The organism is Rhizobacter fulvus, from assembly GCF_964020785.1.
This window is the reverse complement of sequence record NZ_OZ224516.1, coordinates 3,702,939-3,727,195: the sequence shown is the minus strand read 5'-3', so window position 1 is coordinate 3,727,195 and position 24,257 is coordinate 3,702,939. Positions and strand designations below refer to the sequence as shown.

General features: G+C 69.7%; 25 protein-coding genes and 1 pseudogene. 17 read left to right on the top strand and 9 right to left on the bottom strand.

Annotation, left to right across the window (positions count from 1 at the left end; all coding sequences use genetic code 11):
- Position 1: 1 nt before the first annotated feature.
- On the bottom strand, positions 2-814 hold the full coding sequence (pepA, locus tag ACWH49_RS17660) for a flocculation-associated PEP-CTERM protein PepA (RefSeq protein ID WP_448172646.1): 813 nt from the start codon (positions 812-814) through the stop codon (positions 2-4).
- A gap of 139 nt (positions 815-953) precedes the next feature.
- Here pepA and ACWH49_RS17655 point away from each other — a divergent pair, with 139 nt between their 5' ends.
- The 9 genes from ACWH49_RS17655 to ACWH49_RS17615 all read left to right on the top strand — a co-directional run bounded on the left by ACWH49_RS17655 (position 954) and on the right by ACWH49_RS17615 (position 10,697).
- On the top strand, positions 954-1,187 hold the full coding sequence (locus ACWH49_RS17655; protein WP_448172645.1) for a hypothetical protein: 234 nt from the start codon (positions 954-956) through the stop codon (positions 1,185-1,187).
- Between the two features lie 298 nt (positions 1,188-1,485).
- Positions 1,486-2,415, top strand: a complete 930-nt coding sequence (gene ku / locus ACWH49_RS17650) for a non-homologous end joining protein Ku (protein WP_448172644.1) — start codon at positions 1,486-1,488, stop codon at positions 2,413-2,415.
- Positions 2,412-3,275, top strand: a complete 864-nt coding sequence (locus ACWH49_RS17645) for a tetratricopeptide repeat protein (RefSeq protein WP_448172643.1) — start codon at positions 2,412-2,414, stop codon at positions 3,273-3,275. Before ku ends, ACWH49_RS17645 begins: the two co-directional genes overlap by 4 nt.
- Positions 3,276-3,278: 3 nt before the next feature.
- Entirely contained in the window at positions 3,279-5,849 is a 2,571-nt protein-coding gene (ligD, locus tag ACWH49_RS17640; protein WP_448172642.1) for a DNA ligase D, read from the top strand.
- A gap of 14 nt (positions 5,850-5,863) precedes the next feature.
- Positions 5,864-6,283: a VOC family protein gene (locus tag ACWH49_RS17635; protein WP_448172641.1), complete on the top strand. Its 420-nt coding sequence runs from the start codon at positions 5,864-5,866 to the stop codon at positions 6,281-6,283.
- Positions 6,274-6,657 (top strand): cupin, encoded by a 384-nt coding sequence (locus tag ACWH49_RS17630; RefSeq protein ID WP_448172640.1) that lies wholly within the window; start codon positions 6,274-6,276, stop codon positions 6,655-6,657. Before ACWH49_RS17635 ends, ACWH49_RS17630 begins: the two co-directional genes overlap by 10 nt.
- 123 nt (positions 6,658-6,780) lie before the next feature.
- Positions 6,781-8,466, top strand: a complete 1,686-nt coding sequence (locus ACWH49_RS17625; protein ID WP_448172639.1) for an alkaline phosphatase D family protein — start codon at positions 6,781-6,783, stop codon at positions 8,464-8,466.
- 43 nt (positions 8,467-8,509) lie between these two features.
- On the top strand, positions 8,510-9,619 hold the full coding sequence (locus ACWH49_RS17620; RefSeq protein ID WP_448172638.1) for a hypothetical protein: 1,110 nt from the start codon (positions 8,510-8,512) through the stop codon (positions 9,617-9,619).
- 64 nt (positions 9,620-9,683) lie between these two features.
- The gene (locus ACWH49_RS17615) at positions 9,684-10,697 is read left to right on the top strand and encodes a transporter (RefSeq protein WP_448172637.1); all 1,014 of its coding nucleotides are present in this window, start codon (positions 9,684-9,686) and stop codon (positions 10,695-10,697) included.
- On the opposite strand, the gene ACWH49_RS17610 is transcribed toward ACWH49_RS17615, so the two are convergent.
- The 4 genes from ACWH49_RS17610 to ACWH49_RS17595 are packed head-to-tail and all read right to left on the bottom strand — an operon-like array spanning position 10,648 to position 14,358.
- Positions 10,648-11,718 (bottom strand): glycosyltransferase family 4 protein, encoded by a 1,071-nt coding sequence (locus tag ACWH49_RS17610; RefSeq protein ID WP_448172636.1) that lies wholly within the window; start codon positions 11,716-11,718, stop codon positions 10,648-10,650. The two genes, ACWH49_RS17615 and ACWH49_RS17610, sit on opposite strands and share 50 nt — an antisense overlap.
- Positions 11,715-12,545: a UDP-2,3-diacylglucosamine diphosphatase gene (locus ACWH49_RS17605; protein WP_448172635.1), complete on the bottom strand. Its 831-nt coding sequence runs from the start codon at positions 12,543-12,545 to the stop codon at positions 11,715-11,717. Before ACWH49_RS17605 ends, ACWH49_RS17610 begins: the two co-directional genes overlap by 4 nt.
- Positions 12,542-13,327: an alpha/beta fold hydrolase gene (locus ACWH49_RS17600; RefSeq protein WP_448172634.1), complete on the bottom strand. Its 786-nt coding sequence runs from the start codon at positions 13,325-13,327 to the stop codon at positions 12,542-12,544. The genes ACWH49_RS17605 and ACWH49_RS17600 overlap by 4 nt, the downstream gene beginning before the upstream one ends.
- A complete protein-coding gene (locus tag ACWH49_RS17595) occupies positions 13,324-14,358 on the bottom strand; it encodes a M14 family zinc carboxypeptidase (RefSeq protein WP_448172633.1) in 1,035 nt (344 codons plus the stop codon). Before ACWH49_RS17595 ends, ACWH49_RS17600 begins: the two co-directional genes overlap by 4 nt.
- Positions 14,359-14,400: 42 nt before the next feature.
- Between ACWH49_RS17595 and ACWH49_RS17590 the strand changes: the two genes are divergently transcribed.
- The gene (locus tag ACWH49_RS17590; protein WP_448172632.1) at positions 14,401-14,526 is read left to right on the top strand and encodes a hypothetical protein; all 126 of its coding nucleotides are present in this window, start codon (positions 14,401-14,403) and stop codon (positions 14,524-14,526) included.
- A gap of 39 nt (positions 14,527-14,565) precedes the next feature.
- Here the strand turns inward: ACWH49_RS17590 and ACWH49_RS17585 are convergent.
- Positions 14,566-15,412, bottom strand: a pseudogene (locus ACWH49_RS17585) (GNAT family N-acetyltransferase).
- 141 nt (positions 15,413-15,553) lie between these two features.
- Between ACWH49_RS17585 and ACWH49_RS17580 the strand changes: the two are divergent.
- The 3 genes from ACWH49_RS17580 to ACWH49_RS17570 all read left to right on the top strand — a co-directional run bounded on the left by ACWH49_RS17580 (position 15,554) and on the right by ACWH49_RS17570 (position 17,915).
- Positions 15,554-16,213 carry a protein-L-isoaspartate(D-aspartate) O-methyltransferase gene (locus ACWH49_RS17580; protein WP_448172631.1) on the top strand — a complete coding sequence of 220 codons (660 nt, stop codon included), beginning with the start codon at positions 15,554-15,556 and terminating at the stop codon, positions 16,211-16,213.
- A gap of 134 nt (positions 16,214-16,347) precedes the next feature.
- On the top strand, positions 16,348-16,716 hold the full coding sequence (locus ACWH49_RS17575) for a YciI family protein (protein WP_448172630.1): 369 nt from the start codon (positions 16,348-16,350) through the stop codon (positions 16,714-16,716).
- Positions 16,713-17,915 (top strand): RNA polymerase sigma factor, encoded by a 1,203-nt coding sequence (locus tag ACWH49_RS17570; protein WP_448172629.1) that lies wholly within the window; start codon positions 16,713-16,715, stop codon positions 17,913-17,915. The genes ACWH49_RS17575 and ACWH49_RS17570 overlap by 4 nt, the downstream gene beginning before the upstream one ends.
- A gap of 152 nt (positions 17,916-18,067) precedes the next feature.
- Here the strand turns inward: ACWH49_RS17570 and ACWH49_RS17565 are convergent, their stop codons facing one another.
- Positions 18,068-18,481: a VOC family protein gene (locus ACWH49_RS17565; RefSeq protein WP_448172628.1), complete on the bottom strand. Its 414-nt coding sequence runs from the start codon at positions 18,479-18,481 to the stop codon at positions 18,068-18,070.
- A 278-nt stretch (positions 18,482-18,759) separates the two neighbouring features.
- Here ACWH49_RS17565 and ACWH49_RS17560 point away from each other — a divergent pair, with 278 nt between their 5' ends.
- Genes ACWH49_RS17560 through ACWH49_RS17550 form a run of 3 tightly spaced genes read left to right on the top strand, consistent with a single transcriptional unit; the run spans position 18,760 to position 20,347 of the window.
- Positions 18,760-19,401, top strand: a complete 642-nt coding sequence (locus ACWH49_RS17560; protein ID WP_448172627.1) for a DUF1989 domain-containing protein — start codon at positions 18,760-18,762, stop codon at positions 19,399-19,401.
- Entirely contained in the window at positions 19,392-19,763 is a 372-nt protein-coding gene (locus ACWH49_RS17555) for a GNAT family N-acetyltransferase (protein WP_448172626.1), read from the top strand. Before ACWH49_RS17560 ends, ACWH49_RS17555 begins: the two co-directional genes overlap by 10 nt.
- Positions 19,685-20,347 (top strand): GNAT family N-acetyltransferase, encoded by a 663-nt coding sequence (locus ACWH49_RS17550; protein WP_448174362.1) that lies wholly within the window; start codon positions 19,685-19,687, stop codon positions 20,345-20,347. The genes ACWH49_RS17555 and ACWH49_RS17550 overlap by 79 nt, the downstream gene beginning before the upstream one ends.
- Here the strand turns inward: ACWH49_RS17550 and ACWH49_RS17545 are convergent.
- Positions 20,274-20,600: a c-type cytochrome gene (locus ACWH49_RS17545; protein WP_448172625.1), complete on the bottom strand. Its 327-nt coding sequence runs from the start codon at positions 20,598-20,600 to the stop codon at positions 20,274-20,276. The two genes, ACWH49_RS17550 and ACWH49_RS17545, sit on opposite strands and share 74 nt — an antisense overlap.
- Positions 20,600-21,862 carry a PQQ-dependent sugar dehydrogenase gene (locus tag ACWH49_RS17540; RefSeq protein ID WP_448172624.1) on the bottom strand — a complete coding sequence of 421 codons (1,263 nt, stop codon included), beginning with the start codon at positions 21,860-21,862 and terminating at the stop codon, positions 20,600-20,602. The genes ACWH49_RS17545 and ACWH49_RS17540 overlap by 1 nt, the downstream gene beginning before the upstream one ends.
- A 451-nt stretch (positions 21,863-22,313) precedes the next feature.
- Here ACWH49_RS17540 and ACWH49_RS17535 point away from each other — a divergent pair, with 451 nt between their 5' ends.
- The gene (locus tag ACWH49_RS17535) at positions 22,314-24,104 is read left to right on the top strand and encodes a sigma-54-dependent Fis family transcriptional regulator (protein ID WP_448172623.1); all 1,791 of its coding nucleotides are present in this window, start codon (positions 22,314-22,316) and stop codon (positions 24,102-24,104) included.
- Positions 24,105-24,257 lie beyond the last annotated feature (153 nt).

Sequence of the window (24,257 nt, the reverse complement as noted above, 5' to 3'; positions counted from 1 at the left end):
GTCAGGCCGGGGAACGGCGACGGCGGGTCACGTAGCCGACGACGGCCAGTCCGGTGAACATGAGGGCGTAGGTGCCCGGCTCCGGGACGGGGGCCTGGAAGCTGATCTTGCCGCCGCCCTGGGTGATGAAGAACCCGCCGCCCTCGGCGAACGGCGTGATCGTGTCCGGCGTGTTCGCGAAGGTGGTCAGCGCGACATCGTAGAACGGGTTGGGCGCCGCGAAGAACGCGGCGTTGGTCGGGTCGACGACGAAGCCCAGCGAGGCCCCCGCGAAGGCGTAGAACTTGCCGGTCAGCGCATCAGGCAGCGTCGAGCCGCCGCCGGACAGCAGCGAGCCGGTGGCCAGCACGATCTCGTTCGCCGCGGTTTCCACCGCATTGCCGCCGGCGTCGAACCCGAAGGTCGCGGTGCCGACGTCGTTGTAGCCGTACATCGTGTAGCTCAGCTGGCTGAAGGTGGCCACGGTGGGCGATGCGGCCGGGTCGGTGCCAACCGTCGTGCCGCTGGCGGTAAAGGACACGTACATGCCCAGGCCGGGCACCGTGATCTTCGGATCGCTCGCCGACTGGAAGCCGGTCATCACGAGGTAGCCGGTCTCGGTGAACTCGGTGGCGCTGGTGAACGTGACCTTCGAGTAATCCGAGATCAGGATGTTGTTCGCGGTGACGCTCGTGCCGGTCAGGCCGACCGCGCCCGGGTCGAACGTGAACGATGGCGGGTCCGCCGCCAGCGCCGTCGAACCGGTCGCAGCGATCGCCAGGGCTGCGGCAGCGCGGAGCATGCGGGTCGCGGCGATGATGGGCTTGCTCGTCATGGGATCCTCCCGGCGCGGATTGCGCAACCCGCAAAGCATCCCCCTCCTGCGCCGGCTTGCGTTAGGGCAAAGCCCGGTGCAACATCGCGCCGATTGTTTCCATTCGTAAGCGCGAGGCGACATGACCCTCTTTCGCCGGATGAAGGCCACCCTCTACCGCTGGCGCATCGCCCGCATCGACCGACGGCTCGACGCGTTGCAGCTGCGCCGCCGTGGGCAGACCGATCGAGGCGACTTGCGCGAGCTCGGCCGCACCTTCGACGCCCTGGCGATCAACCGCGCGGTGATGATCCGGCGCCTGGGCAGGCTGACGGGCGAGTTGTCGCGCGCGCAGGGAGAGATCGAGCGCGGGCGCGTTTCGCGCGCGCCCTGAGCGCGCGTCGCGACGGTCAATCCTCGAGGTCGAGCGTCGAGTCCCGCGGGCAGAGCGCCAGGCCCAGCGAAAGCAGCGCCCAGAGGGCCATCGTCGTGATCACCATGTTGTGCGGCCGGTTTGATTGTGGAAACAAATGGTAACGATTCTCTTGGCCGCGCGACACCCCGGGTTCGGGCGGTCGGGCGAGTCGGGCGCAGCCTGAAAGCGACACGCGCCGCCGTCCTACGCCCGCCACAGTGACGCAGCGGCCCGGCCCACGTACCATCCACGACTCCCCGAGCACTGGAGACCGCCCATGGCAGCACGTTCCATCGCGTCCCTGAACCTGAGCTTCGGCCTGGTGTCGATCCCGGTCAAGCTGTACTCGGCGACCGAAAGCTCGGCCACCGTCAAGTTCAACCTGCTCGCCAAGGACGGCTCGCGCGTGAAGCAGCAATATGTCTCGGAGCGGGACCAGTCGGTGGTCCCGCGCGCCGAGATGGTCAAGGGCTACGAGGTCGAGAAGGACAAGTTCGTGCTGTTCACCGCCGAGGAGCTGAAGCAGCTCGAGGAAGGCGGCAGCCACGTGATCGAGATCGTCGCGTTCGTCCCCGAGAAGTCGGTCGACCCGCGCTACTACGACAAGGCCTACCTGCTCGCTCCGGACAAGCGCGGCGGCAAACCGTACGCGCTGCTGCTGGAGGCGATGCGCTCGAGCGGCAAGTCGGCGCTGGCGCGCTGGTCGTGGAAGGCCAAGCAGTACGTCGTCCAGGTCCGCGCGACCGACGAGGGCCTGGTGCTGCAGCAGCTGCTGTATGCCGAAGAGGTCCGTTCGTTCAAGGAGCTGAACATCGAGCCGGTGACGATCTCGCCGCCGGAACTGCAGCTCGCGCTGCAGCTGATCGACCAGATCTCCGAGCCCGCCTACGACCCGGCGCAGTTCAAGGACGAGGAGCGCCAGCGCGTGCTCGCCGCGATCGACGCGAAGATCGCCGGCCAGCAGGTGATCGCGTCCACGCACGCCGAGGAGGCCCCGGTCGGCGCCCAGGTCATCGACCTGATGGCCGCGCTGCAGGCCAGCCTCGGCAAGAAGCAGCCGGCCGCAGCCAAGGGCGCGGCGCCGCAGAAGGCCGGCGCGACGCTCGCGGCCGTCGGCGAGACCAAGGTCCGCAAGGGCGTCAAGCGCGCCCCGGCGGCCGAGCCCGAAGTCGTCGCCGCACCTGCCAGGTCACGCGCGAAGAAGTGAACGCGACGGCGATCGACGCACCGTTCACCCTGAAGCGCGTGCAGGAGATGCTCGGCCTGTCGGGCGCGACGGTCACCAAGCTGATCTCCGCCGGTTTCGTCACGCCGGTGCGCGGCCAGCGCAACGAGCATCGCTTCTCGTTCCAGGACCTGATGCTGCTGCGCACCGCGCACGCGCTGCAGCAGGCCCGCATCCCGCCGCGCAAGATCCTGCGCTCGCTGACCAAGCTCAAGGCCGAGCTGCCGGCCGAGCTGCCGCTGACCGGGCTGCGCATCACCGCGGTGGGCGCCGACGTGGTCGTGCGCGACCGCTCGGGCCAGTGGACGGCCGAATCGGGCCAGCTGGTGCTCGACTTCGAAGTCGCCGAGGTCGGCGGCACGGTGTCGTTCATGTCGGCCGCCGCAGCGACCGCGACGCCGGGCGCCGCCGCGCCCGCGGCGTCGACGGCGGCCGACTGGTTCCGCCAGGGCGAGGCGCTCGAAGCGCGTGATCGCGGCGGCGCGGAAGCGGCCTATCGCCGCGCGGTCGAGCTCGACCCGAACGCCACCGCCGCCTACCTGAACCTGGGCGCGCTGCTGTGCGAGGACGGCCGTGCCGACGAGGCGCTGGCCCTGTACGACCAGGCCTTGCGCGCGCTCGCGCACGAACCGCTGATCCACTTCAACCACGCCATCGCGCTGGAGGACCGCGGCCGGCAGCGCGAGGCGCTCGCCGCGTACGAACGCGCGCTCGCGCTGCAACCGACGCTGGCCGATGCGCACTACAACGCCGGCATGCTGCTCGAGGCGCTCGGCGACGAGAAGGCGGCGATCCGCCATTTCAGCGCCTACCGGCGCCTGCACCGGACCGAAGGACGCTGACGCATGGCGGCGCGGAAGGCGGCCGAGGCCGCCCGACCCACCGGGCCCCTGGCGACCTATTGGGCCAAGCGCAATTTCGCGGTCACGCAGGAGCCACGCGGCGAGCACGCCGAAGCAGCCGAAGGCCGCTCGTTCGTCGTCCAGAAGCACGCGGCGAGTCGCCTGCACTACGACTTCCGGCTCGAGCTCGGCGGCGTGCTGGTCTCGTGGGCGGTGCCCAAGGGGCCGAGCTTCGACCCGGCCGACAAGCGCATCGCCGTGCATGTGGAAGATCACCCGCTGAGCTACGGCGGCTTCGAGGGCACGATCCCGCCGAAGCAGTACGGTGCCGGCACCGTGATCGTGTGGGACAACGGACGCTGGGAGCCGGTGGGCGACCCGGTCGAGGGCCTGGCGAAGGGCAAGCTGCTGTTCAAGCTGCATGGCCAGAAGCTGATGGGGCTGTGGGAGCTGGTGCGCATCGCGAAACCCGGCGACAAGCAGGACCTGTGGATCCTGTTCAAGAAGCGCGGCGATGCCTATGCGCGGCCGAAGGCGGAGTACGACGTGCTCACCGCGCTGCCCGACAGCGTGATCGCCAGACCGGTGAAGCATCCCGTCGGCAGCCCCGACACCGTCACGCGTCGGCGCGGCAGGGACGAAGCCATCGCGGGCGCGGTCGAGGCCAAGCTGCCCGAGAAGATGACACCGCAGCTGGCGACACTGGCCGCCGCGATCCCGCGCAGCGGCGAGTGGCTGTGCGAGATCAAGTTCGACGGCTACCGCATCATGGCCCGCATCGACGACGGCAAGGCCCGGCTGATCACGCGCGGCGGCCACGACTGGTCGGGCAAGATGCCCGAGCTCGTCGCCGAACTCGAATCGATGAAGATCCGCTCGGCCTGGCTCGACGGCGAGATCGTCGTGCTCGACGAGGCCGGCCTGCCGAGCTTCAACCGGCTGCAGAAGGCATTCGACCGCCAGGGCAGCGGCACCGGCATCGACTACTTCCTGTTCGACCTGCCGTTCTTCGAAGGCTACGACCTGCGCGAGCTGCCGCTGGTCGAACGGCGCCGCCTGCTCAAGGCGCTGCTGGACGACAAGGGCACGACGCATGTGCGCTACAGCGCGGACTTCGCCGGCGACCCGGCCTCGGTACTGCAGTCGGCCTGCCGCATGAAGCTCGAAGGCATCATCGCGAAGCGCGCCGACGCGCCCTACGTCTCGCGCCGCACCGAGACCTGGCTGAAGCTCAAGTGCAAGCTGCGCCAGGAGTTCGTCGTCGCCGGCTACACCGACCGCAGCGACGGTGCGGCGCAGATCGGCAGCCTGCTGCTCGGCGTGTACGACGACGCCGGCCAGCTGGTCTCGGTCGGCAGCGTCGGCACGGGCTGGGACGCGGCCGAGGCGGCGGCACTGAAGAAGCAGCTCGCGAAGCTCGAGGTCCCGCGTGCGCCGTTCGCGGCCGGTGCGAGCGCGCCCGGTCGCTGGTCGCGCCGGGCGGCCGGCAGCGAGCGCTGGGTGCAGCCGAAGCTGGTCGCCGAAGTCGAGTACGCCGAGATGACGCCGGACGGGCAGATCCGCCACGCGACCTACGTCGCGCTGCGCTCGGACAAGCCCGCCACCGAGATCCGCCGCGAGCAGGCGCGCAGCGCCGAGATCGCGCCGCCCGCGCCCGCGCCGCGCCGGGCGAACGCGGTGCAGGTCACCCACCCCGAGCGCGTGATCGATGCGTCGACCGGCCTGACCAAGCTCGACCTGGTGCGCTACTACGAGTCGGTCGCCGAGTACATGCTGCCGCACCTGAAGGGGCGGCCGTGCTCGCTGGTGCGCGGCCCCACCGGCGTCGGCGGACAGCTGTTCTTCCAGAAGCACGCCGAGCGCACCGCGATCCCCGGCATCAAGATCATGGACCCGGCGCTGTGGCCCGAGCACGACGCGCTGCTCGAGATCCCGAGCGCGCTCGCGCTGGCCGGCGCGGCGCAGATGAACGTGATCGAGTTCCACACCTGGAACTCGACCGCGCGCCGCATCGACCAGCCGGACCGCATGATCTACGACCTCGATCCCGGCGAAGGCACGGCGTGGCCCCAGGTGCAGGAGGCGGCGCTGCTGGTGCGCGGCTTCCTCCAGGAGCTCGGGCTGACGAGCTGGCTCAAGACCAGCGGCGGCAAGGGGCTGCACGTGGTCGTGCCGCTCGCACCGGTGGCCGACTACGACACCGTCAAGGGATTTTCGAAGGCCGTGGTCGAGCACCTCGCGCGGGTCGTGCCGTCGCGCTTCGTCGCGAAGAGCGGCGGGTCGAACCGGGTCGGCAAGCTGTTCGTCGACTACCTGCGCAACGGCCACGGTGCGACCACCGCGGCCGCGTTCTCGGCCCGCGCGCGCCCCGGGCTCGGCGTCTCGATGCCGGTGTCGTGGGACGATCTGGCCGGGCTGAAGAGCGGCGCGCAATGGACCATCGCGGACGCGCGCGAACACCTGTCGTTCCAGCGGGTCGATCCGTGGGCGGACTATTGGACGACCCGGCAGAAGCTGCGTGCCGCGATGCAGGCGCTTGGCTACCGGCCCCCCAAGCCCTCGCCGGCGCGGTGACACCCAACCCCGACATGCCCGCCCGACTCGACCACCTGATCGTCCCGTCGCACGACCGCGTCGCGGCCGCGCGCCGTCTTGCGCACCTGCTCGACGTGCCCTGGGCGGCGCAGGGCGCGGCCGGCCCGTTCTCGCCGGTCTACGTGAACGACGACCTCACGCTCGACTTCGACCAGTGGAGCGGCCCGCTGCCGCGGCTGCACTATGCCTTCCAGGTCCAGGCCGACGAGTTCGACGCGATCCTCGCGCGCATCCGCGCGGCCGGCATTCCATTTCGCAGCCTGCCGCACGGCACCGACGACGGCCAGGTGAACCAGGCTTTCGGCGGCCGTCTGGTCTACTGGGGCGAGCCCGACGGCCACGTCTGGGAGATCCTGACCGTCAGCTACGCGCGGCCGCCCGCCCTGACCACGCGAGGAACCCCATGCCCTTGAATCCGCAGCACGATTACGTTCACCTCGCCGCGGACGGCAGCGCCACCGCGCTGCCCGGCGGCGACGCCTTCTGGCACCTGCCGGCGGCCGAGTCGGCGCGCTACGGCGCGGGCTGGCTCGTGTCCGAGTACGAGTTCGTCGCCGACTGGCCGACCTGGGAGATGCACCCGGAGGGCGACGAGTTCGTCTACCTGCTGTCGGGGGAAGTCGACCTCCTGCTCGAAACGCCTGCGGGGCTGCAGTCGGTGACGCTCGCCGGCCGCGGCGCGGTCGTCGTGCCGCGCGGGGTATGGCACACCGCCAAGGTCCGGGTCGCGCCGAGCCGAATGCTGCACGTGACCCGGGGTGGCGGCACGCAGGTGCGGCCGGCGTAGCGCGCCCCCGGGCACGCGCCGGTCGCCATGGGCCGGCGGCAGGCCTCGCGACACGCGGCGGTCACATGGCGCCCGTACCGTCCCGGCGAGTCATTCCACTCGATCGACCAGGACAGAAACACCATGGGCCGTCCCCGCCACATCCCACCCACCCGCGTCGGCGCCAACCGCCGCGACTTCTTCAAGCGCTCCGGCTCGGCCGCGGTCGCGCTCGCGTCGACGCCGCTGCTGACACTCGGGTCGGCGCAGGCGGCGGGACGACCCGGCGCCGTCTTCCAGCACGGCGTCGCGAGCGGCGACCCGCTGTCCGACCGCGTCATCCTGTGGACGCGGGTCTCGCCGACCAGCGCCGCAGCGAGCACGGTCGTGGTGGACTATGTGGTCGCGCTCGATCCGGCGTTCGATCGCGTGGTCGCGCGGGGCCGCACGAAGACGGATGCGAGCGCGGACTTCACGGTGAAGGTGGATCCGTCGGGCCTGCGCCCGAACACGACGCACTACTACCGCTTCTCCGCGCAAGGCGTCGAATCGCCGATCGGCCGCACGCGCACGCTGCCGGTCGGCGGCACGCGCCAGCTGCGCATGGCCGTCGTGAGCTGCTCGAACTTCGCCTACGGGTACTTCAATGTCTACCGGCGCCTGGCCGAGCGGGCGGACCTCGACATGGTCGTGCACCTGGGCGACTACCTCTACGAGTACGGCAGCGGCCAGTACGGCAACGTCCGCCCGTGCGAGCCGGCGCACGAGATCGTCTCGCTGGCCGACTACCGCGCCCGCCATGCGCAGTACAAGCGCGACCCGGATTCGCAGGCCATGCATCGGCAGCATCCGCTGGTCGCGATCTGGGACGACCACGAGACCGCGAACAACGCCTATCGCGACGGCGCCGAGAACCACACGCCGGGCAGCGAAGGCGACTGGAACGCGCGCGTCGCCGCCGCGCTGCAGGCCTATTACGAGTGGATGCCGGTGCGCGAGGTCGACGCCGCCAACCCGCGCCGCAATTACCGCAGCTATGCGTTCGGCAACCTGGTCGACCTGATCATGCTCGAGGAGCGGCTCGGAGCGCGCTCGCTGCAGCTCGGATCGAACATCGGCAACGCCAGCGGCTACTTCGTGCAGAGCGGCGCCTATGCCGACCCGACGCACCAGCTCCTCGGCGCCGCCGAGGAAGCCTGGCTGTTCGACAAGCTGCGCACCAGCACCGCGACATGGAAGTTCCTGGGCCAGGGCGTCATGTTCGCGCAGCTTAAGGCCGTGGGCGCACCGAATTCGGCCGGCGGCGGCGTGTTCATCAACTCGGATCAGTGGGACGGCTACCAACCGGCACGCGACCGGGTCTACGCGGTGCTGAAGGGCGATGCGTCCCACGCGCCGGTGAGCAACGTCGTCGTGCTGACCGGCGACATCCACAGCGCCTGGGCTGCCGACCTGACGCCCGACCCGAACAACCCGTTGCCGGCGCAGGGCGGCTACGACCCGGTGAGCGGGGCCGGCTCGCGTGCGGTGGAGTTCGTCGGCACGTCGGTGTCGTCGCCGGGCGTGTCGGACCCGAGCGGCGCGGTCGCGAACAGCCTGCGCCCCGCCAATCCGCACTTCAAGTACATCGACCTGAACCGGCGCGGCTACATGCTGATCGACGCGGATGCCAGCCGCTGCGTCTGCGAGTGGTGGTTCGTCGACACCGTGGCCAGCGTCAGCAACATCGAAACCTTCGGCGTCGCCTTCGAGGTGCGCGACGGGGAGAACCGGTTGGTCGCATCGGTGCAGACGCCGAACCGCGTGTCCCCGCCGCTCCTCGCGCCGTGACCTCCCCTTGCGTCAGACCCCAGCAACTTTCCGGAGATCGACCATGAGACTCAACCAGATCCTGACCCTGTCGGCCGTCAGCGCATTCATCGCGCTTGCGGCGACCAACATCGCGATCGCGGACGACGACAGCGACGACGCGCGCGGCCGCAACGCGCCCTATGCGATCGGGCTGTGGGGCGACATGCCGTATTCCGATGCGCAGGCGCTCACGGGCGTCCCGAACCTGATCGCCGACATGAACCGACAGGACCTCGCGTTCACGATCCACGATGGCGACCTCAAGGCCGGCAGCGGCACACCCGGCTCGGTGACGCCGACGACCTGCAGCGACGCGATGTACGTTCAGGCGGTGGGCTTCTTCGCCGCCCTGAAGGCGCCGGCGATGTTCACGCCCGGCGACAACGACTGGACGGACTGCGACCGCCCGGCGAACGGTGGCTTCTCGTCGCGCGAGCGCCTGGACCATCAACGCAAGGTGTTCTTCGACACGCCCTTCTCGCTCGGGCAGAAGCGCATGCGGCAGGAGGTGCAGAGCGCGGCGCTGTGCCTGGGCGTCAATGGTGCAGTGTCCTGCGTCGAGAACCGCCGCTGGACCCATGGCCGCGTGACCTACGTGACGCTCAATGTCCAGGGTTCGTGCAACAACCTGTGCGACACCGCGCCGGACCCGGCGGAATTCGCGGCGCGCAATCTGGCCAACATCGCGTGGCTGCGCGAGAGCTTCCGCTTCGCGGCGGCGCGGCAGTCGGCGGCGGTGATGATCATCGCGCAGGCGAACCCGGGCTGGGACGCCACCGACGGCACGCGCGCGCCGCTGCGCGATCCCAGGACGCTGGTGGAGACCGATGGGCAGCTCGATGGCTTCAAGGACTATCTGCTGGCCCTGCGTGACGAGGTGATCGCGTTCCGCAAGCCCGTCGCCTACGTGCACGGCGACTCGCATTACCACCGGATCGACAAGCCGTTCCTCGACGCGGCCGGCCGTCGCCTCGAGAATTTCACGCGCGTCGAGACCTTCGGCGACAACCAGGCCAACGGCAACAACGACGTGAACTGGCTGAAGGTGACGGTCGGTCCGCGCAGTCGCGAGGTGTTCTCGTACGAGGCGCAGATCGTGCCGGCGAACCGCGTGGCCGTGCCGGCACCTTGAGGAGCAGCGAACTCGTTCATCCGCGTCACCTCGCAAAGGCGGAGCTGCTCTGGAGCCGACCTCCTTGAACAGCAGCTCGTATGGCGCAGACGACAGCGGACTGGTCTGCGGCTATCTCTTCCGGCCCGGTGAGCCGCGCGGCGAACTGATCGATTCGGCGCAGGCGGCGGCTTGGTTGACGGCGCCGGAGCCGACACGATCTGGATTCGCCTGGCTCCACTTCAACCTCTCGCACGGCGGCGCCGAGCCGTGGCTTGCCCGCCACGCGGCGCTGCCCAGCACCTTCTTCGAGATGCTGAAGGAGGGCCTGCACTCGACCCGGATCGAGCGCTTCGACCAGTCGCTGATCGCGGTGGTCAACGACGTGCGCTTCGAGTTCTCGTTCGAGCCCTCGGACCTGTCGACGCTGTGGATCAACGTCGAGCGCACGCTCGTCGTCACGGCGCGGCGCCAGCCGCTGCGCTCGGTCGATCGCCTGCGGGTGGCGGTCAACGCCGGCGAGGCCGTCCGCTCAACCGTCGACCTTCTGGAACACTTGCTGCGCTACCAGGCCGACGTGCTGGTGGGCATCGTGCGCGACGTGACGGCGCGCGTCGACGACACCGAGGACGATCTGCTCGCCGGCAAGCTCGACCACAAGCGCGTCAAGCTCGGCCGGCTGCGTCGCCTGCTGGTGCGGTTGCAGCGCCTGCTGGCGCCCGAGCCGGCGGCGCTGTTCCGCCTGCTCCAGCATCCGCCGGCCTGGGCGAGCGAGATCGACATCGAGGAACTGCGCGCCTCGACCGAGGAGTTCTCGGTGGCCCTGCGCGACATGAGCGCCCTGCAGGAACGGATCAAGCTGCTGCAGGAGGAGATCGCCGCGCAGGTCGCCGAGGAGAACAACCGCAGCCTGTTCGTGCTGACGGTGGTCACGGTGATGGCCCTGCCGATCAACATCGTCGCGGGCCTGCTGGGCATGAATGTCGGCGGCATTCCGCTGGCGCAGCATGCGCACGGCTTCTGGATCGTCGTCGGCGTGATCGCCGGTGTCACGTCGCTCGTGGCGTGGTGGGCGCGGCGCCGCGCGCGGGAGCGATGAGCGCACCGTCCGCCGCGCCGCCGGCGCCGATCGGCGCCAGGAACGCGACGAACTCGGCGCAGACCCGCGTCCAGTCGAATCCCAGCGCCCGGGCGCGGGCGCGCTCGCGCGGCACCTCCAGCGCGGCGAGCGCAGCGGCACGCAGGTCGTCGTCGAGCACCCCGCCGTCCGAATCGCCGAGCACGTCCAGCGGGCCGGCAACCGGGAACGCCGCGACCGGCGTGCCACAGGCCATCGCTTGCAGCATCACCAGCCCGAAGGTCTCGCTGCGCCCCGGAAAGACGAACACGTCGGCCGCGCTGTAGATCGCCGGCAGCTCGGCGCGCGGCACGATGCCGCGGAAGTGCACCTGCGGGAACGCGGCCTGCAACCGCTCCCGCACCGGCCCGGTGCCGTAGACCAGCTTCGAGCCCGGCAGCTCGAGACCGAGGAAGGCCTCGAGGTTCTTCTCGTACGACACCCGGCCGACGTACAGGAACACCGGCCGCGGCAGGTCGAGCGGCAGCGGCGCGCACGGCTCGAACAGCCGCAGGTCGACGCCGTGCGACCACTGCCGCAGGTTCGTGAAGCGGTGTTGCCGCAGCAGCTGGAACATGCCCTCGCTCGGCACCATCACCGCCGCCGCCGGCGCGTGGAAACGCCGAAACCACGCGTAGCCCCACGCCACCGGCACATGCAGCGCCTTGGCCAGGATCTCCGGGAAGCGGGTGTGGAACGCGGTCGTGAACGGAAGTCTGCGACGCAGGCAGTGGCGCCGCGCCGCGCTGCCGAGCGGCCCTTCGGTCGCAATGTGGATCGCGTCCGCAGCGGCCGCGTCGATCGCCTTGGCGACCCGCGCACCGGGCCGCCACGCCAGCTCGATCTCGGGGTAGCCCGGGCACTGGAAGCGCCGGAAGGTCGAGGGCTCGATCAGTTCGACCCGATGGCCGAGCGCGCCCAGTCCGGTGACGAGCTCCTGCACCGCGGTGACGACGCCATTGACCTGCGGCCACCACGCGTCCGTCACGAGCAGGATCTTCATCCGGCGGACAGCGCCAGTGCCGCGTGCGCGTGCGCCCGGACTCGCGCGCGGGTCGACCAGTCGAGCAGTTCGAGCCGGCCGTCCGGGTGTTCGACCAGCGCGGTCATGCTCTCGACCCAGTCGCCGTCGTTGCAGTAGAGGATGCCGTCGATCGTGCGGATCTCGGCGTGGTGGATGTGGCCGCAGACGACGCCATCCACCCCGCGGCGGCGCGCCTCGCGCGCGACCGCGACCTCGAAGTCGCTGACATAGCTCACCGCACGCTTGACCTTGTGCTTCAGGTACTTGGACAGGCTCCAGTACGGCAGGCCCAGGCGCGCGCGCAGGCCGTTCAGGTGCCGGTTCAGCCGCAGCGTGATCTCGTACAGCGAATCGCCGACATGAGCGAGCCACCTGGCGCACTGGATCACCCCGTCGAACAGGTCGCCGTGGGTGACCCACAGCTGGCGGCCATCGGCCGTCTCGTGGATCCATTCCTCGACGACTTCGACCCCGCCGAAGTTGTGATCGAGGTAGCGCCGCGCGAACTCGTCGTGGTTGCCGGGGACGAAGATCACCCGCGTGCCCTTGCGCGCCTTGCGCAGCAGCTTCTGCACCACGTCGTTGTGGGACTGCGGCCAGTACCAGCTGCGGCCGAGTTGCCAGCCGTCGATGATGTCCCCGACGAGGAACAGCGTGTCGCACTCGACGATCTTCAGGAAGTCGAGCAGCGCCGCGGCCTGGCAGCCCGGTGTGCCGAGGTGCAGGTCCGAGATCCAGACGCTGCGGTAGTGCAGGCCGCCCGGCTCGAGGGCCGATGTCACCTGGGCATCGAGATCACGCTTCATGAACCGGCATCGTGACGACCCTTCGTGATGACGCCGTGACCGAGCGATGCGGTTTGTGTGACGACCCACTGCGGATCGTCCAGCGGCAGATCGTGGCCGGCGTGCGGGTGGCTGCGCACCTCGCACTGCCAGGCGCGCGCCAGGGCCAGCGTGCAGCGCGTGTCCACGAGTTCGTCGCACGCGCTGGTCAGCAGCAGCACGTGGCGAAACGGGTTGCGGCGCGGCGCGCTGAAACTGGCCGCGGCCACCAGCTGCGCCAGCGCATCGGTCGGCCGCACCGGGCGGGCGATGCGCTGGGCGGTCCAGCGACGGAGCAGCGCCGCATCGTCGGCCCGCAGGCGGCTCGTCAGCTGCAGGATCAGATGCTCGGTTGCGGCGGCACCCGACACCAGCGCCCGCATCAGGCGGCCGTATGCGGAGGGTCGCAGCCGCTGCCATGCCGGGCTGAACGGTCGCATGCTGGTGTTGACGAGCACGGCCGCGTCGATCTCGTCGGGCCATTCGTTCGCCCAGGCGGTGGCCACCATGCCGCCCATCGACACGGCCAGCAGCGCGTACGGCGGTTCCGCGCCCGCCGCACGCAGCGCGCCGCGAACGTGCTGTGCCATCGCACGAACGGTCCAGGGGCTTCGCAGCGCCTGCACCTGACCGGTGCCCGGCAGGTCGATCGCCAGCACGCGGGCGGCGGGCGACGCCGCCGCGAGCCGATCGCCGACATCGAGCCAATGACGCGCGTCGCGCGTCCAGCCACGCAGCAGCACCCAGGTGCAGGGCGTGGTCATCGTCCTGGGAGCGCGGGCGGCGCGAACCAGTGCCGGCACGCCTCGCGCTCGTGCTCGGCGCGCGCGGCGCCCTTCGGCCGCCAGCGCGCATGACTGGCGGCCGCGCGCATCGCGAAATCGAGCAATGTCATGTGGCGGCGCAGCACGCGCTCGCGGCGGTGCTCGATCAGCGGATTGAAGATGCCGTGGCGCGAGAACAGCTGGCGCGGGTTCTTGCGGACCCAGCCCCACGAGCCCATCTCGAGCGTCAGGGGCATGAACAACCGCGACGGGTCGCGCAACGACTGCAGGTGCAGGTGGTCCCACAAGTCGCCATGCGCCAGGTATTGCGCGCTTTGCGGCTCGACGATGTAGCGGTGGTGCGGCTGCGATTCGTCGAGGATCTGCCGCAACGCATGGAACTCGGCCAGGCACGCGATCGGCGCGGCCGAGTGCGCGTACGGAAACCACAGCCGGTCGCGCACGCCGAAGCCGGAGTGGCAATCGATCGCGATGCTGAAGTCGCGCGTGAGCAGTTCGTCGGCCACCACCTGGCAGAGCACGGCGCTCTCGGCCTCCATCGGTGCACCGGCCGGGCCGCGGAACCATGGCAGCCGGTTGCTGCGCCGGTGGCCGCCGACCAGGAAAGGCACCGGCCCGCGCGCGTCGACCGGCGCGTTGCGCATCAGGTCGACGCCGTTCGGATTGGCGCGGGTCGCGAGCAGCATGCCGCCGGGATTGACGATCGGCATGAACACCAGCCGCAGCGATTCGAGCTGGCGGTGCAGGCCACCGTCCCAGCGCAGCCGCATCGTCAGCGCCCGCAGGAAGGCGATGACGACTTCGGTGCCGATCCGCTCCAGGCCGTGCACGCCGCCGAAGATGCCGACGGCGGGGACGTTCCGATCCGGGTTGCCCAGGGTGAGCACGGTCAGCGGCAGGCGGTGATGACCGACGACCACCTCGGCCGGCACCTGCCGGGTCAGCAGGCCGCCGGCCGCATCGACGAGGGCGTCCAGTTCCCGCAGTTCGGGCAGCCCCGCGGCACTCACCGCGTCACCGCGCGGTCACACGGCGCGGATAGGGTGCGGGGCATGAACAGCAGCCCTTCTTCCCTTCGTCTCGGCCTGCGACTGCGCGCCACGCTGGCTGCACTGGTGTGGGGCATCGCGGAAAGCCTCGCGTTGCTGCGCAGCGTGCAACTGAAACGCCGGCTCTAAGGCCGGCGCGACGCGGTGCGGGGCGCACGCCCCCACCGTTCAAGACAGGAAATGCCGCTTGTAGCGCGCCGGCAGGTCCGCCAGGCGCATCATCAGCGGCAGGTCCGCGGTGTTGAAGTCGGGGTCCCAGGCCGGCGGCCCGAGCACCTTGGCGCCGCAGCGCAGGTAGCCCTTGATCAACGGCGGCGGTTCGACCGGCAGGTCCTGCCGCAGGTCGTCGACCGGCAACGCCAGGCGCGGTTCGACGCGCCATTCGATCGGTGCCAGATGGGTCCGCCGCAGCTGCGACCACAGGCTCGCGGCCACGTGCCCGCCATCGGCCATGCTGACGCTGGCGCAGCCGATCATCGTATCGAGGTCGTTGCGCTGCATGAACTCGCCGAGCGCGCCCCAGAGCGCCAGGATCGCGCCGCCGGAGCGGTGCTCCGGGTGCACGCACGAGCGCCCCAACTCGACCATGCGCTTGCGCAGCGGCTGCAGTCGCGTCAGGTCGAACTCGCCGTCGCTGTACAAGCCGCCGATGCGCGTGGCGTTCGCCGGCGTCAGCACCCGGTAGGTGCCGATCAGCAGGCCCGGCGTGCCGTCGGCGCGCTTCAGGCGCACCAGCAGGTGCTCGCAGAACGGATCGAAGAGGTCGATGTCGTGCCCGGGCGGCGAGCCCCCGCGGCACCGTCAGGTTGGCGCCGAGCTCGAGCGCGAAGATCTGGTAGCGCAGGCGTTGCGAGAGGCGCACGTCGGCCTCGTCCCGCGCCCATGACACATCGAACTCGACGCGCGCCGGCTTCGCCTCGGGCGGGCGCAGCGCCGTCGGCGACGCCGGCCGCTGCGGCCGCTCGAACCGGGTGAGCGAGGCGAACGGAAAGGTGGGCATGGGCAGTTCGTGCATGGGCCAAACGCGGGAAGCTCTGATGCGCGAATGGTGAAAGCACGATGTGACGCGCCGACGAGCGCCGCGTGACCGATCGATGACAGGTCAAGACCTGCGCCCGGCTTGCGAGCGCGTAGTTCAAGGTGTATATCTTTCCGCGTGAGCAACGATCCCTTCGCCGAACTCCGGCAACGCATGCTCCAGGTCATCGCCGCGAAGACGATCTTTTCGTGCGCGCAGCTGGGCCGTGCGGCGCTGCGCCCGCGGGTGCTGGAGGCCCTGGCGACCGTGCCGCGCCACGAGTTCGTGCCGCCGGCCATCCAGCCCTACGCGTACGAGGACTGCCCGCTGCCGATCGGCTGCGGCAAGACGATCTCGCAGCCGTTCATCGTCGCCGTGATGACCGACCTGCTCGATCTGCAACCGACCGACAGGGTCCTCGAAGTGGGCACCGGCCTGGGCTACCAGACCGCGGTGCTGGCGGCTCTCGCCGGGCGCGTCTACAGCGTCGAGCTGATCGAGGAACTCGCGGCGCAGGCGATTCACCGGCTGGCGCGGCAACGCTGCGCCAACGTCGAGGTCAGCGTCGGCGATGGCGCCAAGGGCTGGCCGGTCCATGCGCCCTACGACAAGGTGATCGTGACGGCGGCGCCCGCGTCGATCCCGCCCGCGCTGGTGGAGCAGCTGAAGCCCGGTGGCCGCATGGTGCTGCCCGCGGGCCCGCCGGACGAGCAGCAGCTCACGGTGCTGGACAAGTCCCTGGACGGGACGATCACCTCGCGCGAGATCTTCGCGGTACGGTTCTCGCTGTTGGCATGACAGGCGCGAGTCCAGGTCGGTCCTGGAATTCCGCGTATTGTCGCCGCGCGACTCGTAGGCCTCAGCCACACGCATCGGGGGCCGGTTCCCTGTCAGGAACGCGCACGGTGCGCGGTCCGCCCAAGGAGAACCCCATGCAATACATGCTCATCTTCAACGAGACGCCCGCCGAAGTCGCCCGCCGCGACGACCCCGCCGCCGCGCCCGCCTACTGGGGCGCGTGGGAAGCCTACGTCGGCGCCATGCACGGCAGCGGCATCGTCGTCAGCGGCAACGGGCTGCAGGCGCCGCGCACTGCCACTCACGTGCGCGTGGCAGGCGGCAAGCGCCAGGTGCAGGACGGCCCCTTCGCCGACACCCACGAACACCTGGGCGGCTACTTCATCGTCGAGACGGCCAGCCTGGACGTCGCGCTGGAATGGGCCGCTCGAGCGCCCTGCGCCTCGGCCGGCAGCGTCGAGGTGCGGCCGGTGCTGCCGCCGCCGACGAACGCGCCGGCATGAGCGACGACGCGGCGGCGGCGGCCGAGCGCGTCGCCCGTGAGAGCTACGGTCGCCTCGTGGCGCGCCTGGCCTGGCAATGGCGCGACCTCGCTGCGGCCGAGGATGCGCTGGCCGACGCTTTTGCCGCCGCGCTGCGCCACTGGCCCGAGCAGGGCGTGCCGGACGCGCCCGAGGCCTGGCTGGCCGCGGCGGCCCAGCGTCGCCTGCTGCACCACGCCCGCCACAACCGGCTGACGCTGGACCCGCGCGTCACCGCCCTGCTCGACGAGGCCGAGCCCGAGGCGCCCGAGCGCCAGGACGTGCCGGACGCACGGCTTCAGCTGATGTTCGTCTGCGCCCATCCGGCCATCGCGGCCAACGTCCACGCGCCGCTCATGCTGCAGGCCGTGCTCGGGCTGGACGCCAAGGTCATCGCCAGCGCCTTCCTCGTCTCGCCCACGGCGATGGCCCAGCGCCTGGTGCGCGGCAAGGCCAGGATCCGCGAAGACGGTCTGCGCTTCGAGGCCCCGGAGGCCCGCGAGCTGCCGGCGCGTCTGGCGGCCGTGCTGGAGGCCGTCTACGCCGCCTACACCCTGGGCCGCCATGCGCTGGACAGCCCTGCCGACGACCTGCGCGAGGAAGCCCTCTTCCTGGCCCGCCTGACGGCGCAACTGCTGCCCGGCCAGGCCGAAGCCTGGGGGCTGCTGGCCCTGCTGCTGCATGCCGAAGCGCGGCGTGCCGCGCAGTTCGATGCCGAGGGCCGCTTTGTGCCTCTGCCGGCGCAGGACCCGACCGGCTGGAGGGACGACCTCATCCGCGAGGCCGAGGCGGCGCTGTGGACCGCCGCCAGGCTGCGCCAGCCCGGGCCCTTCCAGATCGAGGCGGCCATCCAGTCGGCCCATGCACAGCGCCGCGCCACGGGACAGACTCCCTGGCGCGCCATCGCACAGCTGTACGGCGTGCTGGTGCAGCACCACGCCAACCTCGGCGCGCGCGTCGGCCAGGCCGTGGCCCATGCCGAGGCTGGCGAGCCGGCGGCCGCGGTGGCGCTGCTGGACGCACTGCCGCTTGAGGCCGCCAGCTACGCGCCCTACTGGGTGGCGCGCGCCCATGTGCTCGGCTTAGCCGGCGCGCCCGGCCGGCAGGCCGCGCTGCAGCGCGCCATCGGCCTGACCGACGATCCGCGGCTGCGCGATTTCCTGGTCGCTCAGCTGGGCTGAAGCGCCTGCGCGAGCGCGGAGCGGGGTGAGAAGCCTAAGGTGGTTTCCACGACCGGTGGCTACTCCCACGTCTTCTGGCCAAACGCGAGAGCTGACAGTCCGGAAGCGTGCGAGTCGCCTCCTGCGATCAGCAATCTCAGCTGAAGGCGTGTTCAGCCAGGGGCTGCAGGCAGTGCCGCCGAATCCATCCAGAGCGCCGCCCACATGTGACCGTCGGGATCAGCCAGGTCGCGGGTGTACATGAAGCCGTGGTCCTCCATCGGGTTCACATCGGCCTGCCCGCCATGGGCCGCGGCGGCCTCGTTCATCGCGTCGACGGCGGCGCGGCTCTCCAGGCCCACGGTCAGCATCATCCCGCACGAACCGGCCTGCGGGAACGGTCGCTGCGTGAACGTCCGCCACTTGGCGTGCGTGACCAGCATGACGTGGATCCCCTCGCTCCAGACCATGGCGGAGCCGTCCGCACCGCTGAGCTGCGGGTTCCGACTGAAGCCGAGGGCCCGGTAGAAGGCAGTCGAGGCGCCGAGATCGGTTACCGGGAGGGTGATGAAGAGAGACTTGGTCATTGTTCGCTCCGTTGGCTGGTTGAGTCTGGATGCGTGCAGAACGGCTCCGTCAGTACGACGATCAGGCAGCACCCGGATCGACAGGACTCCGCACCTGGGGTTCACGCTGACCGGCGACAAGCCGACGGTCGCATCGGACTTCGCGGCCCGTGCGCCGATCACTGCGAGCCGTCAAATGAACGGACCATTCCCATAGTGGCTGCTCTGCAGACGTTTGAACGAATGGAGCCGGAGATGGAAATTGCATGCACGTTGCTCGGCGCGATCGATGCCAAGCCATGATGCTCGACGGAGCAACTCAGGCGAGCAGACGTGAGCGCAGCAGCGGCCTCAAACGAATTGCGCCCCAGAGTGGGACCTCATTCAAGTTGCGCCGAGGAGAGGTGCTTCGAATTCACGACCCGTGCGGCGAGCAGGTCGCCGACCTGTACGCCTTCAAGGATGGGGATCTGACGTGCAGTCTCTCCTCGGCTCGAACGATCGACTACGCCGGCAGGATCTATCTTTCCACTGGCGACGTGCTCTACGCCAACGACAGTCGCCCGATGTTCAGGGTGCTCGCCGACACCGTGGGTCGGCATGACTTCCTGTTGACGCCTTGCAGCCAGGAGATGTTCGAGATTCTTTACGGCTGCGAGGGTCATCACCCGCGCTGTTTCGAGAACCTGTGCAACGCGTTCCAGCCGCACGGGGTGCGACCCGAGCAGATCTCGACGACGTTCAATGTCTTCATGAACGTTGAAGTTGGCGCGAGCGGCGCTGTGCGGGTGAAGTCCCCCACCTCGCGGCCGGGCGACTACATCGAGTTGCGAGCCGAAATGAATCTGTTGTGTGCGCTGACGGCTTGTTCCGCCGAACAGTCGAACAACGGATCGTTCAAGCCAATCGACTACGAAATCCTGACTCTGCCATGCAACTGAACTCGCCGGCAGGTGCCACTGGAAGCCGACAGCCCGGCCCGACATCTCCGGCGGACGTGCTTGACTCGTCGGAGAAGCGGCCGACGTTCCGAGTCGAATGGGCGAGAACCGCGCGGGACGTGCGCGAGGCGCAGCGGCTTCGCTACCAGGTGTTCGTCGGCGAGATGGGTGCGGTGCTGCAGGCGCAGAAGCGATCCGTCCGCGGCCACGACATCGACCCTTTGGATGACTTCTGCGAGCACCTGCTGGTCCGGGCCGACGGGGCACGCAGTCGGGAGAAGTCATTGCCACATGTCGCATTCTTTCTCCCGCAGGGGCACTGCGGGCAGGGCATCGTTATACCAATCTGGAGTTCGACCTGACGCCGATCGAGGATCTGCTACCGCATTCGCTCGAGATGGGTCGCGTATGCATCCACCGCGAGTGGCGCGTAGGAATCGGCGCGGCATCCGAACGTCTGGACACGTGCGCGGTTCCGCGCCCCCACAGGCCCGGTCGCCGGGTATGCCGACGGCCCGATCCGGAACTCTCGCCCCAACTTCGGCCCTCTGGGACCCAAGGGCAGGAACGCATGGGTCGCGAACAACAGTTCGCGTCGCGGCACGCGTCCGATGATGGCTTGCAGTCTTCCACATCGAGGGCAACACGCGCCTGTGCACGGCGACGCCGGCGACCGGGCTCATGGCCGACTTCGGCGCGGACGGACCGGTCGCCCCTTACCTTTGCCGGGCCCGAACCATGTCGGCGCGGATGCGCCCCCGAGGGTTGGCGATTTCACGCCTGCGCGGCCAGGAACCTGCGACAGCTGCGTCAGCTTCGACACCGGTCTCATGCAAGTTCGAGGGCCCAGCCAGCGCCGAGTCGCGCCCGGGTCAGGGCGGGCTCTGAACCTGAACTTTCAGTGACGAATACCAGGCTGCCAGGTTGTCGATGTCAACGTCGCTGAGCGGCTTGGCCATCAGCGTCATGACCTCGTGCTGGCGGCTGCCGCCGCGGTAGGCCTTGAGCTGGGCCGCGAGGTAGATCGCCGACTGGCCGGCAAGGTTCGGCGCATCGGGCAGGGTCGCCAACCCGAGCGGACCGTGGCAGACCGCGCAGGCCGCGGCCTTCTGACGACCCGCCGCCACGTCGCCATCGGCGGCGTGGGCGACGCAAGCGAGGCCGGCGAGCGCCAGCCCCGTGACGAGGCTGCGGTTCATCACTGCCCGGTGTATGTGATGCGGTAGATCGCGCCGGCGTAGTCATCCGAAACGAACAGCGAGCCGTCCTTCCCGACCGCGACGTCGACCGGGCGCCCGCGATAGGTGCCGGTGGCCTCGTCGAGCCAGCCCTCGGCGAACACTTCGTTCTTGTCGGCGGTGCCATCGGCCTTCAGCGACGTGAACAGCAGCTGTGCGCCGACCGGCTTGGTGCGGTTCCACGACCCGTGCTGCGCGGAGAAGAACCCGTTCTGGTACTTGGCCGGGAACTGCTTGCCGGTGTAGAACGCCATGCCCAGGTCGGCCGCATGTGCAACGGTCATCACTTCGGGGTTGACGGTGTTGGCCGGCAGCGGGTCCTTGTCGTAGCCGTTCTCGGTGATGCGGGTCTTGCTCACGATGTACGGATAGCCGAAGAACTGGCCGGGCTTGGTCGCGCGATTGATCTCGCCGAGCGGGATGTCGTCTCCCATGCCGTCGGTCTGGTTGTCGGTGAACCAGAGCGTCTTGTCCTTCGGGTTGAAGTCCATGCCGACCGAGTTGCGCACGCCGGTGGCGTAGACCTCGCGGCCGGTGCCGTCCTGGTTCATGCGCACGATGCCGCCGATGCCCACCTTGGTGTAGAGCGCGAGCTTCTCGCGCGGCTGTACGTTGAAGGGCTGGCCGAGCGTGATGTAGAGCTTGTTGTCGGGGCCGATCCGGCAGACTCGCCCGCTGTGGTTGAACGACTCCTCTTCGGGAGGGATCAGCTGGCCCTGCGGCACGACCTCGCCCACGGCGACGTCCGCGCCCTCGTAGAAGAACTCCGCGGCGGGGAAGGTCAGCACGCGATTGCTCTCTACCACGATCAGGAAGCCATCCTTGGTCCAGCACACCGCGTTCGGGTTGCGGAACTTGAGCGACGGCGCGAATTCCTTGACCTCGGTCGCGGTGTCACCACTGTTGCGGTTGGTCACGGCCCAGACATTGGTCTTGCGGGTGCCGACGAACATCATGTTCGTCGAGGGTGCGACCGCGATCGAGCGCGCATCGGGCACCACCGCGTACAGATCGATCTTGAAGCCGGGCGGCAGCTTCACGCGCTTGAGGTTCTCGCGCAGCTGGTCGGCGTTCTTGCCGGTTTGCGGCACGGTCGGGATCGTCGGGTCGGTTCCCGAGACCTTCATCTGCTTGAGCTTCTCGATGTTCTGTTGCTGGGCCTGTGCCGGCCGGGCCGCGCCCAGGGTCGCGAGGACGACGACGGCGGCTGCAGCCGCGGTCATTGCAAACCTGTCGAACGTTCGTGTGGTCAATTTGATCTCCTGAATGTTGTTGCATGCAAACCATTGCTGGCCCCTTCACCTGCGCAAGCGGCGTACCACGCAGGGCTTTCCCGAGTTGGCGCCGGGCGCCACGGGGAGACTTCGGAAGGGCGCCTTCTCCCCCCCGTACAGTTCCGGCGCGCCCGTGCGTCCACTTGTCCAGAATCTGTGCAGTTGCCCCGACCCCAGGCGCCTGTTAACTTCGACGCGCCGTCGCCAGGAAACGGACCGCCCTGTCGATGGCGGCCATGAGGAGACCACCGATGACACCCGCCGACGAGCGCGTGCTGGCCCATGCCCGGGCCGTTCGAGCACGCGGTTCTGCCCTTCCCCCGGGGGCCTGCCACCTGTCGAGATCCTCGACAGCTGGGTGCGGTGCACCCGCGCCAACCTCGACCTGGCCGCCCCGCCGGTGCCGGTGATCGTCGATGCCGGCGACCTGGCCCGGCGGCGCCAGCGGCTGGACCCGGTGCGCCGGCTGGCGCTGGCCGAGATCGAGACGCTCATGCACCAGATCGCCGGCTCGAACTTCCTGCTGGCGTTTGCCGACCACGACGGCGTGATCCTCGACCTCTACGCCGACAACCGGTTCCAGATGAACGGCTCGGACGCGGCCATCATCGCGGGGAGTTGCTGGTCCGAAGCAGTGTGCGGCACCAACGGCCTGGGGACGGCGCTGGCAACCGGCCACCCGGTCGCGGTCAACGGACTCGAGCACTACTTCCTCCAGCACGGCGACATCTCGTGCGCCGCATCTCCCATTCGCGATGCGCACGGGCAGCTGGTTGGCGTTCTCGATGCGTCGTCGTACGTCGAGTCGCGCCAGCAACACACTCAGGCGCTGGTGCAGATGGCGGCGACGCACGTCGAGAACCTGCTGCTTGCCGAACAGATGCGAGGTCATCTGGTGATCGCGGTCCACCCCCGTCCGGAGTTCCTCGCGACCCTGAGTTGCGGCCTGATAGCGTTCGACGACGAGGGGCGCGTCAGCGCTGCCAATGCGCGCGCGCAGGGGGTCCTCAGCGGGCTCGTCCTCAGCCGCGGCACGCCGTTCGACGGCATCTTCGAAGAGACTTTCGAGCGGTTCGCGGCGCGTCTGGGTGTCGATTCAGAAGTTCGTCTGCGCGACACGCTTGGCAGTACCCTGGTCGCGCGCTGCGTGAGCGCGCCGCGTCGGGCCGGGACACTGGCACCGTCGAGCAACTCCGGCTTCCGGCCCGAGGCGGCGGAAGAACCCGCGCCTGCGCCCCGCTCACGTCGCAAGGACAGCGGTTTCCAGCCGCGCGCGGCCGTGCCGTTGCCGCGCATGATCTGCGACGACTCGGCGGTCGAGTCGACGTTGCGCATGGCCGAGGCCGCGGTCCGGCTGCAGGTGCCGATGCTGATCCTGGGCGAGACGGGCACCGGCAAGGAACTGCTGGCGCGCCATGCCCACGCCAGCAGCGGGCGACAGGGCGCGTTCGTCGCCGTGAACTGCGGGGCGCTGCCGGCCGAGCTGTTCGAGGCGGAGCTGTTCGGTTACGCCGCGGGCGCTTTCACGGGCGCGCGGCGCGACGGAAGTCGCGGACTGATTCACGCCGCCGACGGCGGCACGCTGCTGCTCGACGAGATCGGCGAGTTGCCGCTCGCCTTGCAGGCGGCGCTGCTGCGTTTCCTGGATGACCGCCAGGTGCGGCCCGTGGGCGCAACGCATTCATTCGCGGTCGATGTCCAGTTGCTCGCGGCCACCCATGCCGACCTGGAAGCGGAGATCGCCGCACGGCGCTTTCGCGCGGACCTGTTCCATCGCCTGAGCATCGTGCGCCTCGAGCTTCCGCCGCTGCGAGAGCGCAGCGACTTCCACACGGTGGCGCGCAGCATCCTGGCGGAGATCGACAGCGTCGCCCGAATCGACGATGCGGGCCTCGCGCGGCTGCGACGCCATCGTTGGAACGGCAACATGCGCGAGTTGCGCGGCGTCCTGACCCGCGCGCTGCTGATGCACCCCACCGGACGCCTGACGGCGACCGACGTGGAGTGCCTGCTGCCGACCGCGGGCCCAGCACCGGTCTCGGTGCTTCAGCAAGGGGCCATGCAACGGGTCCTCGCCGAATTCGAGCGAACCGGTCACAGCGTCAGCCACACATCGCGCAACCTGGACATCTCGCGAACCACGGTCTACCGCTATCTGCGTCAAGGTGGCGTGCCGCTGCGAAGCCGATGACTGAAGACGACATGAAGCTGCACCGCCCGCGCGTCACCGCGCCGGTCCTGCAGGCTTGGCGGCGTCCGGCAACCGTGTCGGATATGCCGATGCCGCGTAGATGAGCTTCATCGCCACCAAGACCAGTGGGACCAGCGCCATCGGAACCCCGCT

What these genes read in the sequence shown, in the direction of transcription:
- pepA (WP_448172646.1), bottom strand. Translation starts at nt 814, where the DNA reads ATGACGAGCAAGCCCATCATCGCCGCGACCCGCATGCTCCGCGCTGCC.
- ACWH49_RS17655 (WP_448172645.1), top strand. Translation starts at nt 954, where the DNA reads ATGAAGGCCACCCTCTACCGCTGGCGCATCGCCCGCATCGACCGACGG.
- ku (WP_448172644.1), top strand. Translation starts at nt 1,486, where the DNA reads ATGGCAGCACGTTCCATCGCGTCCCTGAACCTGAGCTTCGGCCTGGTG.
- ligD (WP_448172642.1), top strand. Translation starts at nt 3,279, where the DNA reads ATGGCGGCGCGGAAGGCGGCCGAGGCCGCCCGACCCACCGGGCCCCTG.
- ACWH49_RS17635 (WP_448172641.1), top strand. Translation starts at nt 5,864, where the DNA reads ATGCCCGCCCGACTCGACCACCTGATCGTCCCGTCGCACGACCGCGTC.
- ACWH49_RS17630 (WP_448172640.1), top strand. Translation starts at nt 6,274, where the DNA reads ATGCCCTTGAATCCGCAGCACGATTACGTTCACCTCGCCGCGGACGGC.
- ACWH49_RS17625 (WP_448172639.1), top strand. Translation starts at nt 6,781, where the DNA reads ATGGGCCGTCCCCGCCACATCCCACCCACCCGCGTCGGCGCCAACCGC.
- ACWH49_RS17620 (WP_448172638.1), top strand. Translation starts at nt 8,510, where the DNA reads ATGAGACTCAACCAGATCCTGACCCTGTCGGCCGTCAGCGCATTCATC.
- ACWH49_RS17610 (WP_448172636.1), bottom strand. Translation starts at nt 11,718, where the DNA reads ATGAAGATCCTGCTCGTGACGGACGCGTGGTGGCCGCAGGTCAATGGC.
- ACWH49_RS17605 (WP_448172635.1), bottom strand. Translation starts at nt 12,545, where the DNA reads ATGAAGCGTGATCTCGATGCCCAGGTGACATCGGCCCTCGAGCCGGGC.
- ACWH49_RS17600 (WP_448172634.1), bottom strand. Translation starts at nt 13,327, where the DNA reads ATGACCACGCCCTGCACCTGGGTGCTGCTGCGTGGCTGGACGCGCGAC.
- ACWH49_RS17590 (WP_448172632.1), top strand. Translation starts at nt 14,401, where the DNA reads ATGAACAGCAGCCCTTCTTCCCTTCGTCTCGGCCTGCGACTGCGCGCC.
- ACWH49_RS17575 (WP_448172630.1), top strand. Translation starts at nt 16,348, where the DNA reads ATGCAATACATGCTCATCTTCAACGAGACGCCCGCCGAAGTCGCCCGC.
- ACWH49_RS17570 (WP_448172629.1), top strand. Translation starts at nt 16,713, where the DNA reads ATGAGCGACGACGCGGCGGCGGCGGCCGAGCGCGTCGCCCGTGAGAGC.
- ACWH49_RS17565 (WP_448172628.1), bottom strand. Translation starts at nt 18,481, where the DNA reads ATGACCAAGTCTCTCTTCATCACCCTCCCGGTAACCGATCTCGGCGCC.
- ACWH49_RS17560 (WP_448172627.1), top strand. Translation starts at nt 18,760, where the DNA reads ATGATGCTCGACGGAGCAACTCAGGCGAGCAGACGTGAGCGCAGCAGC.
- ACWH49_RS17555 (WP_448172626.1), top strand. Translation starts at nt 19,392, where the DNA reads ATGCAACTGAACTCGCCGGCAGGTGCCACTGGAAGCCGACAGCCCGGC.
- ACWH49_RS17545 (WP_448172625.1), bottom strand. Translation starts at nt 20,600, where the DNA reads ATGAACCGCAGCCTCGTCACGGGGCTGGCGCTCGCCGGCCTCGCTTGC.
- ACWH49_RS17540 (WP_448172624.1), bottom strand. Translation starts at nt 21,862, where the DNA reads ATGACCGCGGCTGCAGCCGCCGTCGTCGTCCTCGCGACCCTGGGCGCG.